The sequence below is a fragment of the Vogesella urethralis genome (assembly GCF_007644045.2).
In the GTDB taxonomy this organism is placed as follows: domain Bacteria; phylum Pseudomonadota; class Gammaproteobacteria; order Burkholderiales; family Chromobacteriaceae; genus Vogesella; species Vogesella urethralis.
On record NZ_VMDW02000090.1, the window covers coordinates 88,991 to 101,585 of the forward strand.

Genomic DNA, 12,595 nt, shown 5'->3' on the forward strand with positions numbered 1-12,595 from the left:
AGCAAACATTGCGCTAGCCGGCCCTACTCGCCCAGGTCGAACACCAGCACTTCGGCGGCCATGCCGTCGCGGAAGTCGAGGCGGCTTTCTGCGCTGACCAGCAAAGCGTCGCCGGCGTGCAGTGTCTGGTCGTTGACGGTCAGTTGGCCGCGAGCCAGGAAAACATAGCCCTTACGTTGCGGGTCCAGTGCCAGGCTGGCCTGTTCGGCGCCGTCAAACAGGCCGGCGTAAAGCGTGGCGTCAGCAAACAGCCGCACGCCGTGTTCGCTGTCTTGTGGCGAGGCAATCACACACAGTTGGCCGCGTTTGGCAGCGATGGGCACCGACCGTTGCTGGTAGCCTGGTGCCATGCCTTGCTGTTGCGGGTACAGCCAGATTTGCAAGAAGTGCGTTTCGCCATCCGCCGCGTTGTACTCGCTATGCAGTACGCCAGTACCGGCGCTCATGCGCTGTACGTCGCCAGCCGGGATGACACTGCGGTTGCCCAGGCTGTCTTCGTGGGCCAGGGCACCCGACAGGATGTAGCTGATGATCTCCATGTCGCGATGCGGGTGCCGGCCAAAGCCGCTGCCGGCGGCGATGCGGTCGTCGTTGATGACGCGCAGATTGCCCCAGCCCATGTGCGCCGGGTCGTGATAGCCGGCAAAAGAAAAACTGTGGTGGCTGTCCAGCCAGCCGTGATTGGCGTGGCCGCGTTCGGCGGCCGGTCGTTTGATCAGCATGGTGTGTCCTTTCTGCAGCGGTTATTGTCGCCCAACCGGCGCGGTGGCATGACGAAGATTCCTGAGCATGCTCTTCAGGCGGCCTGAAGAAGCCGGTAGGCGGCCAGCGCTTGGCGAAAGGGGCGAGCCGGCGCTAATGCCCGTAGCGAGCCAGCAAGGTGTCGGCGGCGAGTCGCCCCAGCGCGTTGGACGCCAGTGGCGAGTCGCCGGTCAGCAGCAGGCCGTCGCGATGGCATTGCCCGCTGATGCCTTCGTTCAGCACCGTCATGCCCAGATCCTGCAAGCGGGCGGCCAGCAGCCACGGCATCGGCCCTGGCAGGTAGCCGATGTCCAGGTTGGCGCCGGCGTCGATGGCGTCGGGAAACACGCATAACGAATAATCGCGAAACAGGAAGCGGCTGGCACTGTCATCCAGCGCGGCGGCCAGCAAGCCAGCGGGGCCATGGCACAGTGAAATCACGTGACGGTCACTGGCGATGGCCCACTGCAATAGTTGCTTCAGGTCGCGGCTATACGGCAGGCCGTTGAGCGCGGCGTGCCCGCCGGGGATGAACACCGCCAGATAAGGGGAGGGGGCGTGGCCGCTGCGCGGCAGGATGTCGGCCAGTTTGCGCGGCGCGTGCAGCTGGGGCAGCAGCTGACGGTAGAAGGCCATCACGGCCGCATCGGCATGCGGCATGGCCCAGTGCTCCAGCTTGACGGGGTTGCCGGACAAGGTGGCCAGCTCAATGGCAAAGCCGGCGTGGTGCAGGTGCATCAGCGGCAGCAGGGTCTCGACCGGGTGGTTGCCAGTGGAGAACAGCTTGCCGTTGCCCATCTTCAGATAGCGTTCGTCGCTGGCCACCACCAGAATGCGGCCATCGCCTCGGTAGCGCTGGTTGTAGCTGCCACCGTCAAAATCGGTGTGTGGTGCCGTGTACTGCGACAGCGAATAGGGCGAGGGGAAATAGGCATTGTCTTCGGCACGGTCTGCCTGCGGTGCCTTGCTTGGCGTAGCGGTATCGCTCATGACGGGCTCCTTGCTAATGTCGGCTGCATGTGCAGCTACCTCAGCATAGGCTTCCCGCCGTCATGATATTAAAGAATGCCTATGGTATTGCCCTTACCCTTGGGCAGCCTGTCGTCGTAACAGGCGGCTATGGTCGATCACGCTGGCGGCGCGGGCGCGCAGTTGGCCGCAGCCACCGTCTACGTCCTGCCCCGCCGAGTTGCGTACCTTGGTCAGGACGCCGTGTTCGTGCAGATAGCGGCGGATGGCAGCGACGCGGTCGTCGTCCGGGCGCTGGAAGCTGTCGCCTTCCACGCTGTTGTAGGGGATGACGTTCAGCAAACCGTAGCGGCCCTTCAGTAGCCGGATGACGGCGTCCAGTTCTTGCTGGGTATCGTTGATGCCTGCCAGCAGGGTCCACTGGTACTGGATGGGGTAGCCTACCTGGCGGGCGTAGGCGTCGCCCATCTCCACCAGCTGTTCCGGTGTCAGTCGCGGCGCGCGCGGTAGCAACTGGGCGCGCAGTTCGGCGCGGGTGGTATGCAAAGATAACGCCAGTGCCGGCTTGACACGCAGCTGCGGTAGGCGCTCGAACACCCGCTCGTCACCGACGGTGGAAAACACCAGGTTCTTGTGGCCGATATTGCCGTCGGTGCCCAGCAGCTCGATGGCTTCCAGCACGTTGTCCAGATTGTGCGCCGGTTCGCCCATGCCCATGAATACCACTTTTTTCACTGGACGCAGCTGGCGCGCCAGCGCCACCTGGGCCGCAATCTCGGCGCTGCCCAGCTGCCGCAGCAAGCCCGATTTGCCGGTCATGCAGAATGTACAGCCGACGGCACAACCCACCTGGCTAGACACGCACAAGCCGTCGCGTGGCAACAGCACGCTTTCCACCATTTGTTCATCAGCCAGTTTCACCAGCAGGCGCAGCGAACCGTCTGCCGCTTCGTGTTGCGAATGGATGCGCGCCAGCGCGGCCATTTGTGCGCTGATCGGCGGCAAGCCGTCGCGGACCGATAGCGGAAAGTAGTGCTCGCTCTTCTGGTGGCGGGTGCCGTTATCCAGCGGCAGGCCCTTGAGCCAGGCGCGGTTGATACGGCCGATGTGACAGGGGCGCGCGCCGATGGCGGCCAACTGTTGGTGAAAGTCCTGGATACGCATGAATCTGGGGCAGCGCAGGCTGCCGGTGCAAGGCGATGAAAGGGCAGAGGGTACCTCAAGCCGGGCTGGCATGCATGCCATCGCCGCACGCCGGGCGTTGGACCATGTCTGGAGGGGCTAATCCGCCGTATGGTTATGTCATTTGATCTGAGTCAAATTTTCTGATTGCCACCTTATTACAATGGCAAAAATTAAAAAAAAGGCGCATTGATTAAATCAAATGATTTAAAAACTATCAATATTTAACGCAGCACAACATCACTTGTAAAATATATGAAAAGACACAGAATCAGAAGAATCCATATCTCCCAGCTGCGCACCGGCATGTACATCCATGACCTGAATTGTGGCTGGACAGATCATCCCTTCCTTAGCTCCCGCTTCCTGGTGGCGAACGAGGCCCAGATCGAGACCCTGCGTCAGCATGGCATAGTCGATCTGTACATCGACACCCAGAAAGGCTTGTCGGTCGTCGATGCCCCAAGTCAGGCGCAGGTTGATCGCGAGCTGGACAAGCAGATCGAAGTGATCCTGCAAAGTGACCCGCCGCAGGCGCCGCGCGCCGAGCTGCACAGCGAGCTGCCCCGAGCCCGGCGATTGCTGGATCAGGCCAATCTGATTGTCAGCGATCTGCTGCGCGATGCCCGGCTGGGCAAGCCGCTGGAGTTCGAACCACTGCACGCGCTGATGCCGCAGCTGGCTGACTCGGTGTTGCGCAATGCGACCGCGCTGATGGTGTTAAGCAAGATGCGCAGCCGTGACGACTATACCTTTTGCCATTCCGTCGCATCGGGCGTGCTGCTGATGGCGTTCGAGTTCATCCGCAAAGGGCGTTACGGCGGGCTGGAAGAGTTCGGTCTGGGGGGCATGATTCACGATATCGGCAAGATGTGTGTGGATGAAGCCATCCTCAACAAGCCAGGCAAGCTCACTCCCGAAGAGTTCGAGCTGATGAAGCGGCACGTGAATCACAGTGCCGATCTACTGGCCGGCTACCCGGACCTGCCGGTTGTGGCGGTAGATATTGCGCTGCAGCACCACGAACGCTTTGACGGTACCGGTTACCCCTACGGACTGGCTGGTGAAGCCATCAGCGAGGCAGGCCGGGCGGCTGCCATTATCGACGTGTACGACGCGCTGACGTCGGAGCGTTGCTACCACAAAGGCATCACCCCGCCGGCAGCGCTGCGCAAGATCTACGAATGGGGGCAACATCATTTTGACCCGGAGATGGTGCGGGCCTTTATCAAGTGTATCGGGATCTATCCGGTGGGAACGCTGGTGTCGCTGGAGAGCGGCAAGCTGGGCGTGGTGATCGACCAGAACGACGACGACCTCACCAAACCGGTAGTGCGTGCGTTTTTCAGTAGCCGCCGCCAGTGTTATATCCCGCCGGAAATCATTGACTTGTCCCGCTCGTTCGGGCATGGCGGTGGCGACCGCATCCTGCGAAACGAAGACGCGCGTCAGTGGGGCATGGACCCGATGCGCTTCTTGCAGCTCTGAGGCCCGCATCATGAAGATCAATCTGCCCGTTACCCAGGTAGAACGCTTTGTCGACCCGGACAGCCCCATCGTCAGCAAGACCGACCGCAAGGGCCTGATTACCTACGTGAACCGTGCCTTCATCGAGGTCAGCGGTTACGAGGAGGCCGAGTTGCTCGGCAAGAACCACAATATCGTGCGCCACCCGGACATGCCGCCAGAAGGGTTTGCCGACCTATGGGCCTGCATCAAGGCCGGTATCCCTTGGCGCGGCCTGGTGAAGAACCGTTGCAAGAACGGCGATTTCTACTGGGTGGAAGCCTACGTCACCCCCATTACGGAAGACGGCACCATTGTCGGGTACATGTCGGTACGCTCGAAACCCAGTGTCGAAGAGGTACGCGCTGTCGATGCGCTATACCGCCAGGTGCGGGCCAAGCAGGCGACCTTGCCATCGTCGCTGCAACGTATGAAGCGCTACAAGGACCCGTTGCAACTGGGGGCTGTCGGCATGGCGCTTGGCCTGCTGGCCACGGCCATCCTGAGCTGGTCGCCGATCGACGTGCTATGGCACCGCGGACTGGCTGGCACGCTGGCCTTGTCCATTACCGCCGCCAGTGGCCTGCTGGCGATGCGCTACTTCATGTACAGCTTGTACCGGATTGCGTCCGGCATGCGCTTTATCAGCGAGGGCCAGCTCAGCCACAACCTGCCGGTGAAAACCGGCGGCATTCTGGGGCGGCTGGAGGCCGGGCTGGAGTCGCTGCGCATTTACCAGCGTTCCATCGTGGCGGATGTAATCACCGCCAGTGCCCGTACCCATCAGCACGCCGAAGTGCTGCACAACGAGGTGCAGGCCCTGGCCCACCGTACCGGGGAGCAGGTGCGCAGTCTGGAGCTGGTCAGCCGCAATATCGATGGTATGTCTGAGGCGGTGCGGGAGGTGGCCTCACTGGCGCAGACCGGGCTGGAGGACGCCATGGCCACTCAGAACGTGGCCAATGTGGGCGGTGCCGCCATGCAGCAAGCGTCGCAGGCCGCAGACCGGGCCGTGGCGGTGGTGAGCCATACCACGGCATCCATCCAGCAGCTGTTCAATGCCATGGAGAAGATCCGCACTATCACCGGCCAGATCCACGAGATCTCCGACCAGACCAACTTGCTGGCACTGAACGCCGCCATCGAGGCCGCCCGTGCCGGCGAGGCCGGCCGCGGTTTTGCCGTGGTGGCCGACGAGGTCCGGCTGCTGGCCAACCGGGCCGACAATGCCACCCAGGCCATCAATCAGATCCTGTCCGAGATCGAAGGCATTACCGGCCAGGCATTCCGCAGCATGCAGGACATGGCCACCGAGGTGGCGCAGGTGAACCAGCGCACCCAGTCGTCCAGTGCCCACCTGTCGCAACTGACCCAGACTGCCGAGCGTGCACGTCAGCAGGCACAGCTGATCTGCGAACAGATGCAGCAAAAAGCGCGGGCGCTTGAGGACTCCGTGTCGGCCCTTGCTCAGGTAAACGTCATGGCAGAAGGCAATCTTGCCTCCAGCCAGGCTGTCCGCCTGCGCACCGCCGACGTCGAAACCGCCGCTTCCGATCTGAAAAAAATGACGCGCGATTTCCACAAATGGGCCAATCGCCGTCGCCCCCAGCCGCAACTTCAACCCTGAACCATCATGACCATCAAAGCCAAACTCATCCTGTTTACCCTGCTAGCCCTGCTGGCCGCGCTGGTGCCCAGCTTTGTCGGCCTGCGCCAGTTGCAAGCCACCGAGGCCAAACTTGAAGACGTCAACGGCCGGCTGATGCCGCGGCTGACGCTGGTGGCCAATATCCGCAGCACCTTCAAGGATTTGCGCATCGAAAACATCTATCTGGTGTACGAGGGGGCGCCGGCGTTCCGCGATGCGGCCAACCGTCGCCGTAGCGAAGCCATCAGCAAACTGGAAGGCTATCTGAAACAGTATCTGAGCGGTGCCAGCGCAACCGCCGAGCAGCAGATGCACCAGCGCTTCATGCAGCAGCTGGCCGAATACAACAGCCGCTTTGACGGCCTGATGGCACTGCGCGCACAGCAGGCCCCGGCAGACAAGATGACGGCTGCGGTGGACAGCTGGCGCAGTGTGGGCACGCAGCTGGGAAACTCGGTTTCCGCGCTGGTCAACGCCATTCTTGACGACACCGCGCGTACCCGCGAGCAGGCCGAACGGGATGTGGCCCAGGCCAAGGTGGTGTTCGGGGTGTCGCTGGGGCTGACCGTGCTGCTGCTGGTGGGCTTCAGCGTCGCCATCCTTGCCAGCATCAACCGGCCGGTACGCAAGGCTGTCGGGGCAGTACGGCACATTGCCGACCAGCAGGACTTGTCCTGTGAAGTGGAAGTCACCCACAACGACGAGATTGGCGGCTTGCTGCGTTCGTTCAACCTGCTGCTGGGCAAGATGCGTGACTCCATCCGCCAGCTGGGCGGGCATTCGCAGGCGGTTACCGTGGCGGCGGAGGGCTTGAGTGTTGCTTCCGATCAGGTAAAGCAGGGCGCCCACCACGCCAGCGTGTCTGCGGCCGAGATGGCCGCAGCCATCGAACAGGTGACGGTCAGCATCAACCAAATTGCCGAGCGTACCCGCGATGCCGACCAGCTTGCCATCGAAAGCGGCCGTCAGGTGGCCGCAGGCGAGGCGATGATCCAGGAGACCGTAGCCGAGATCGAGAGCATTTCCAGCGTGGTCAACGAAACCGCCCGCTACGTGGGCGAGCTGCAGACCCGCACCGAATCTATCGGCTCGGTGGTGAACGTGATTGTGGATATCGCCGATCAGATCAATCTGCTGGCGCTGAACGCAGCCATCGAGGCGGCACGGGCTGGCGAGAGCGGGCGTGGTTTTGCCGTGGTGGCCGACGAAGTGCGCAAGCTGGCCGAACGCACCACCAGCTCCACTTCGGAAATTACCAGCACGGTTTCCAGTATCCGCGAAGGGTCCAGTGAAACCGTCAATCTGATCGAAAACGTCGTGCAGCGGGTAGAGCAGGGCGTGGGCAAGGTCCGCGCCGCCGGCGACACCATCGGGCAGCTACGCCATCTGGCGCGGCAGGTGGAGCAGCAGGTCAGCGATATTGCCAATGCCATCCAGGAACAAAGCCACGCCAGCGGGCAGATCGCCAAACAAGTGGAAAACATCGCCCAGATCGCCGAGGAAAGCAGCGTGGCTGCTGATAGCACCGCCGGCAACGCCATGCGCCTGCACGCACTGGCCGAAGCCATGCGCCAAGACGTGGCCTGCTACCGTACCTGACCGAAGGAGAGTTAAAGATGTGCTACCCGGAAAAAAAGCGCCTGGCAGTGCTGGACGACTACAAGAAGCTGCGCAATGTCTCCGAGTTGTGCAGCAAGCACGGCATCGCCCGCGGCACTTTCTATAAATGGTTGCAGGAAAGCCTGAGCGAGCGGCCGCCGCAGCCGCGGCGCAAGCCGCAGCACGTGCCGACACACCTGTTGGCTATCGACAGTCTGCTGCGCCAACGCTGGACTAGGGCCTGTTAACGCTATTTCTTGCTGTGGCGCAGGCCTGAGAAGATTTCCAATGTCAGGCGGAGGGCTTGCGCCGGGTGGCTCCCTGCGCAGCCCGACAACGCCGCAACGGAAAGCTTACCGGGCCTGCCCTCCGGGGCGCGCGATGCGGGGAGCGCTTTGTCAAACCGTGCTGGCAGGGTCCAGCAGACAGCGGTACGCCAGCCAGCACGCAAAACACCCCCTGCCTATGAAGCAAACGGGGGGACATGACTCGGCTGGCACGCTGTGGTTTAGGCGGCCTGCCGGGGACGGCCCAGGCTATTCAGCCACAGCGATAGCAAGATCACCCCGCCACCCAGCGCCAGCCTTTGCAGGTCGGTATCGCGGTGCCACAGCAGCACATTCACCAACAGGCCGGCCGGCACGTGCAGTTCGTTCATGATGGCCAGCGTGCCGGCGCTGACGCGGGTACTGCCTTTCACCCACCAGTACATGCCCAGCGCAGTGGCAAACACGCCCATATACAGCAACACCCCCCATTGCAGGCTGGTGTGCGGCAGGCGCGAACTGTCGCCAAACAACAGGAAGGACGGCAGCGCCAGCAGCATGGCACCCAGAAAAAAGTGGCCGAACAGCCGGTGCAGCGGCACTGCGGTGGGGTAGCGCTGTAGCAGGCGGCGGCATAACACCTGGCCGGCGGCAAAGGTGAGGTTGGCCAGCTGCAGCAACAGGAAACCGGTGAGGTAATCCCCCGTCAGCGGCTGGAAGCGGATGATGATGCCGCCACCCACCGCCACTGCTGCGGCCAACAGTGCCCAGTGGTTGAGCCGGCGCGACAGGGCGTCGTCCAGCAAGGTGACGTAGATCGGTGTCAGTACGGTAAACAGCAAGACTTCGGCTACCGTCAGTACATGGAAGCTGCGGTACAGGCACAGGTAGGTCACGCCAAACTGCAGCGCGCCAGCCAGCCAGAAGCCGCCCAACAGCCGGCGTGGCAAACCGCGCCAGGTGGTAAACGGCAGGAACAGCGCGGCGGCCACCAGCACGCGTAGCAGCACGGCAAAGTCGCTGTCCACCTTGCCGGCCAGGTATTCGCCGATCAGGCTGAAAGAAAACGCCCACAAGGCGGTGACGGTGATCAGATAAGGCATGGTTGTCGGAGCCAAAAAAGCGAAAGGGCGGATGATAGGCGGTCAGGCGGCATCCGCAAAGCAGGCGCTGGTACGCGTCTGCTCCCGCCGCAACTGGCGGTACAGCAAACCGCCCGCCAGCAGGCCGGCGGCGGCCAGGCCGTACCACAGCGCCGGCGGCGGCGTGCTGCCAGCCTCGCCCAGTACGGCACCAATGCCCACATTGGCCAACAAGGCCACGCAACCGCCGCTGCTGGCGTGAAAACCGTAATAGCCACCCAGCGGCTGCTGCCCGGCGTAATGTGGCAGATGCGCCGAGAACAGCGGGTAGCACAGGATGGACCCCAGCGAAAACACCACCGCCATGCCTAACACCGCCAGCGCTGGCCAGCTGGCCAGCCATGCCAGCAGCAGGTAGCTGCTACCCATCAGCGCCAGCCCCAAGCCCATGCCGGCGGCCAAGCCCAGTCGTTGCTGTACCAGACGGGTGGCGGCCAACTGCATGCACACCCCGATGGCGGCGGTAACGGTGAATACGCTGCCCAGCAGCCAGGTGGCATGCGGCTGGCTGTGAATGAAGGCGGGCACCGCCAGGTACAGCTGGTGGAACAGCAGCGAGTAACAGCTGGCCAGCGCGGTAAAGCGCAGGAACGCACGGTTCTGCAGCAGCTGGCGCCATTGTTGCCAGATGCTGTCCTTGCCGCGCTGCGCGCGGGGTGGTTCACCCGGCAGGACGCGCCACTGCAGCACGGTCAGCAACAGGAACACGCCGCCCGACACCATGCCGGTCAGCGCATAGCTGACGCCGGTAAGCAGCATGCCGGCCAGCGGCCCCAGCAGCATGCCGGCCTCGCTGGCCAGATTGTGCAGGGCAAACGCCTGCTGCCTTTGCGTGGCATCGCGGCACTCGGCGGCCAGATAGGCTTGCGCGCACGGCGTGAACAGCGCCCCGGCAAAACCGGTAAGAAAGGCGGCCAGCAACAGCAGCGGCAAGTGCTCGGCCCAACCCAGCAGCGCAAAGCCGGCACTGCGCACCAGGCAGCCGCCGATAATGGCCGGGCGGTAGCCGATGCGGTCGCCCAGCGTACCGCCCAGCAAGAACAAACCCTGCTGGCTGAACACGCGCATGCCCATCACCAGGCCGGCGGCCCAGCCGGCCATACCCAGCGTGCCGCCCAGGTGCTGCGCCAGGAAGGGCATCATCATGTAGAAGCCCAGATTGAAGGCCAGGCCGTTGGCGACCAGCAGCCGTGCCGCCGGGCTTAGTTGCTGCCACGTACGGCGGCTGTCGGCAAGCGATGCCATTCAGGGTGTCACTTGTTGCAGCAGCGCATCCACGCGCTGGCTGTTGCTGTACATGCGGCCTTTCTGTGCCTGCATGCTGGCTTGCACCGCTGCCAGGTTGGCCGCAGGCCCGGCCTGGATCAGCCCGATCATGCCCATCATCAGGTGAGGCGGGCACTGGTAAAAGTACAGGCCAGGCTGGCCAAGGGTGACGGTATAGGCCTGATCTTCGCTGCTTTGCCAGTTGCTGGCACCGGCAGGTACCGCCAGGCTGCGCACGTAGTGGCCGCTGGTTTCCGGCACAAAGCGTACCGTGTCGCCTACTTCGGCGCGAACAAAGGCGGGCTCAAATACCATGGTGGCACCATCGCTGCCGATGTTCAGCATGCGGACGACGTGTTCGGCGGCCAGCGCCGGGGTGGCGAGGGTGGCCAGCAGCAGGGCAGTGGCCAGGGAGTGACGGTTCAGCATGGTTGCGGGTGCTCCTGTCTCAGGGTACGGATATACGGTTGGCCGTCGCGGTCGTGGTGGATGTCTACCGGCACCTGGTACAGGCGGCTGATCAGCGCGGCGTCCAGCACCTGGGCAGGCGGGCCGAAGGCCTGCAGCTTGCCGCCGGCCAGTACGATCAGCTGGTCGGCAAACTGGGCGGCCAGGTTCAGGTCGTGCAGTACTACCAGGCTTACCCACTGTTTGGCGCGCGTCTGGTGGTGCAGGTGTTCCATCAATTGCATCTGGTGTTGCAGGTCCAGCGCGCTGACCGGTTCGTCCAGCATCATGATCTGCGGGTCGCGCAGCAGCACCTGGGCAAACAGCACCATCTGGCGTTGCCCGCCGCTGAGCGAGTACAGCGCCCGGTCGGCCAGGTGGGCGATGCCCAGCGCCTGCAGCGCTTGCAGCGCAGCCAGAATGTCTTCGTCGGCCAGGCGCATGCTCAGGCTGTCCAGCCGGCCCAGCACCACCACTTCCAGCACGCTCAGGTCCAGCTCCAGCTGGATGTTCTGCGGCATGTAGCCAAAGCGTTTGCGCCAGCGCGCCAGATGCAGCCGCGACAGCGGCTCGCCGTCAAAACGGATGTCACCTGCTTCGGGGGCAAGCTCGCCGAACAGCGCACGCAGCAAGCTGGTCTTGCCGGTGCCGTTGGGGCCGATGATCACGTGCAGCTGGCCGGGCTGCAGTTGCAGGTTCAGCCCGTCTACCAGCGTTTGCTTGCCGATGGCCAGCGTCAGTTTGTTCAGCTCAAGCACGTTTGCGCCCCTTTCCCAGGATCAGCCAGATGAAAAACGGCACGCCGATGATGGCGGTGACGATACCGATCGGGAACAAGGCCCCGGGGATGATGGATTTGGACAGTACCGACGACACCGACAGCATGCAGGCGCCGCACAAGGCAGAGAGCGGAATCAGGAAGCGCTGGTCTTCGCCGATCAGCATGCGGGCGATGTGCGGTGCCACCAGGCCGATAAAGCCGATGATGCCGACAAAGCTGATGGCGGTAGCCGTCATCAAGGCCACCAGCACCAGCGTTTTCAGGCGCAGGCGGGTAACGTCTACCCCCAGGCTGCGTGCCCGTGCCTCACCCAGCCGCAGGCAGGTAAGCTGCCATGCGTCGCGGTACAGCAGGACGGCACAGAGCACGGTCACCGCGGCGGTAATGGCCAGCGAGTCCCAGGTGGTACGCATCAGGCTGCCGAACAGCCAGAACACGATCTGCTGGTTCAGTTCCGGCGACGACAGGAACTGCAGCAGCGACAGCAGCGACTGGAACAGGAACAGCAAGGCAATGCCGGCCAGGATGATGGTCTGGCTGCTCACGTGCTGCATCAGCGCCAGGCCGAACAGCAAGCCTGCGGCCAACATGCAGCAAACAAAGGCACCCACAGGAATGGCAATTAGCGGAGACAGGCCGAAACCGCCGCTGACCAGCGCCAGCGCGGCACCAAAACCGGCCGCTGCCGCCAGGCCCAGCGTAAACGGGCTGGCCAGCGGGTTGTCCAGCAGGGTCTGCATCTGCGCGCCGCCCAGGCCCAGCGCCGCGCCGACGACCAGCGCCATCAGCGCAATGGGCAGGCGCATGTCCATCACGATGGCCTGGGTCATGCTGTCGGCTTGCGATGGCGACAGCAAGGTGGTCACCACGTCACGCAATGGCAGCAGTGACGGGCCGGTGGCGACGTCCAGCAGCAGGCTGCCGGCAATCAGCAACACAAAGAACAGCAGATAACGCCAGCGGCGCTTTTCGCGCGAGCGCTGGCGGGCAAGTGCGCTGTGTAGCGCGGTGGAATCCAGCATGGATGACTCCGGTACGGTAAACGGGA

Annotated in this window: 12 protein-coding genes; 4 read left to right on the forward strand and 8 right to left on the reverse strand. The window is 63.4% G+C overall.

Features of this window, described 5'->3' with window-relative positions; genetic code table 11:
- Window positions 1-23 precede the first annotated feature (23 nt).
- The 3 genes from FLQ03_RS10795 to FLQ03_RS10805 form a co-directional block, all read right to left on the reverse strand.
- Window positions 24-722 carry a pirin family protein gene (locus FLQ03_RS10795; protein ID WP_144372195.1) on the reverse strand — a complete coding sequence of 233 codons (699 nt, stop codon included), beginning with the start codon at window positions 720-722 and terminating at the stop codon, window positions 24-26.
- Window positions 723-855: 133 nt separating this feature from the next.
- Window positions 856-1,731, reverse strand: a complete 876-nt coding sequence (gene hchA, locus FLQ03_RS10800) for a glyoxalase III HchA (RefSeq protein WP_144372196.1) — start codon at window positions 1,729-1,731, stop codon at window positions 856-858.
- A 93-nt stretch (window positions 1,732-1,824) separates the two neighbouring features.
- Window positions 1,825-2,874: an RNA methyltransferase gene (locus FLQ03_RS10805; protein WP_144372197.1), complete on the reverse strand. Its 1,050-nt coding sequence runs from the start codon at window positions 2,872-2,874 to the stop codon at window positions 1,825-1,827.
- 273 nt (window positions 2,875-3,147) lie between these two features.
- Between FLQ03_RS10805 and FLQ03_RS10810 the strand changes: the two genes are divergently transcribed.
- The 4 genes from FLQ03_RS10810 to FLQ03_RS10825 are packed head-to-tail and all read left to right on the forward strand — an operon-like array spanning window position 3,148 to window position 7,893.
- Window positions 3,148-4,380, forward strand: a complete 1,233-nt coding sequence (locus FLQ03_RS10810; RefSeq protein WP_144372198.1) for a cyclic di-GMP phosphodiesterase — start codon at window positions 3,148-3,150, stop codon at window positions 4,378-4,380.
- A gap of 10 nt (window positions 4,381-4,390) precedes the next feature.
- Window positions 4,391-6,025: a methyl-accepting chemotaxis protein gene (locus FLQ03_RS10815; protein ID WP_144372199.1), complete on the forward strand. Its 1,635-nt coding sequence runs from the start codon at window positions 4,391-4,393 to the stop codon at window positions 6,023-6,025.
- A gap of 6 nt (window positions 6,026-6,031) precedes the next feature.
- The gene (locus FLQ03_RS10820) at window positions 6,032-7,645 is read left to right on the forward strand and encodes a methyl-accepting chemotaxis protein (protein WP_144372200.1); all 1,614 of its coding nucleotides are present in this window, start codon (window positions 6,032-6,034) and stop codon (window positions 7,643-7,645) included.
- 17 nt (window positions 7,646-7,662) lie between these two features.
- Window positions 7,663-7,893 (forward strand): helix-turn-helix domain-containing protein, encoded by a 231-nt coding sequence (locus FLQ03_RS10825; RefSeq protein ID WP_144372201.1) that lies wholly within the window; start codon window positions 7,663-7,665, stop codon window positions 7,891-7,893.
- 260 nt (window positions 7,894-8,153) lie between these two features.
- Here the strand turns inward: FLQ03_RS10825 and FLQ03_RS10830 are convergent, their stop codons facing one another.
- The 5 genes from FLQ03_RS10830 to FLQ03_RS10850 are packed head-to-tail and all read right to left on the reverse strand — an operon-like array spanning window position 8,154 to window position 12,566.
- Window positions 8,154-9,014: an EamA family transporter gene (locus FLQ03_RS10830; RefSeq protein WP_144372202.1), complete on the reverse strand. Its 861-nt coding sequence runs from the start codon at window positions 9,012-9,014 to the stop codon at window positions 8,154-8,156.
- 42 nt (window positions 9,015-9,056) lie between these two features.
- Window positions 9,057-10,298: an MFS transporter gene (locus FLQ03_RS10835; protein WP_144372203.1), complete on the reverse strand. Its 1,242-nt coding sequence runs from the start codon at window positions 10,296-10,298 to the stop codon at window positions 9,057-9,059.
- Window positions 10,299-10,748 carry a pseudoazurin gene (locus FLQ03_RS10840; protein ID WP_144372204.1) on the reverse strand — a complete coding sequence of 150 codons (450 nt, stop codon included), beginning with the start codon at window positions 10,746-10,748 and terminating at the stop codon, window positions 10,299-10,301.
- Window positions 10,742-11,524, reverse strand: coding sequence for an ABC transporter ATP-binding protein (locus FLQ03_RS10845; protein ID WP_144372205.1), 783 nt, complete (start codon window positions 11,522-11,524; stop codon window positions 10,742-10,744). The genes FLQ03_RS10840 and FLQ03_RS10845 overlap by 7 nt, the downstream gene beginning before the upstream one ends.
- Window positions 11,517-12,566 carry a FecCD family ABC transporter permease gene (locus FLQ03_RS10850; protein ID WP_420855655.1) on the reverse strand — a complete coding sequence of 350 codons (1,050 nt, stop codon included), beginning with the start codon at window positions 12,564-12,566 and terminating at the stop codon, window positions 11,517-11,519. The genes FLQ03_RS10845 and FLQ03_RS10850 overlap by 8 nt, the downstream gene beginning before the upstream one ends.
- Window positions 12,567-12,595 lie beyond the last annotated feature (29 nt).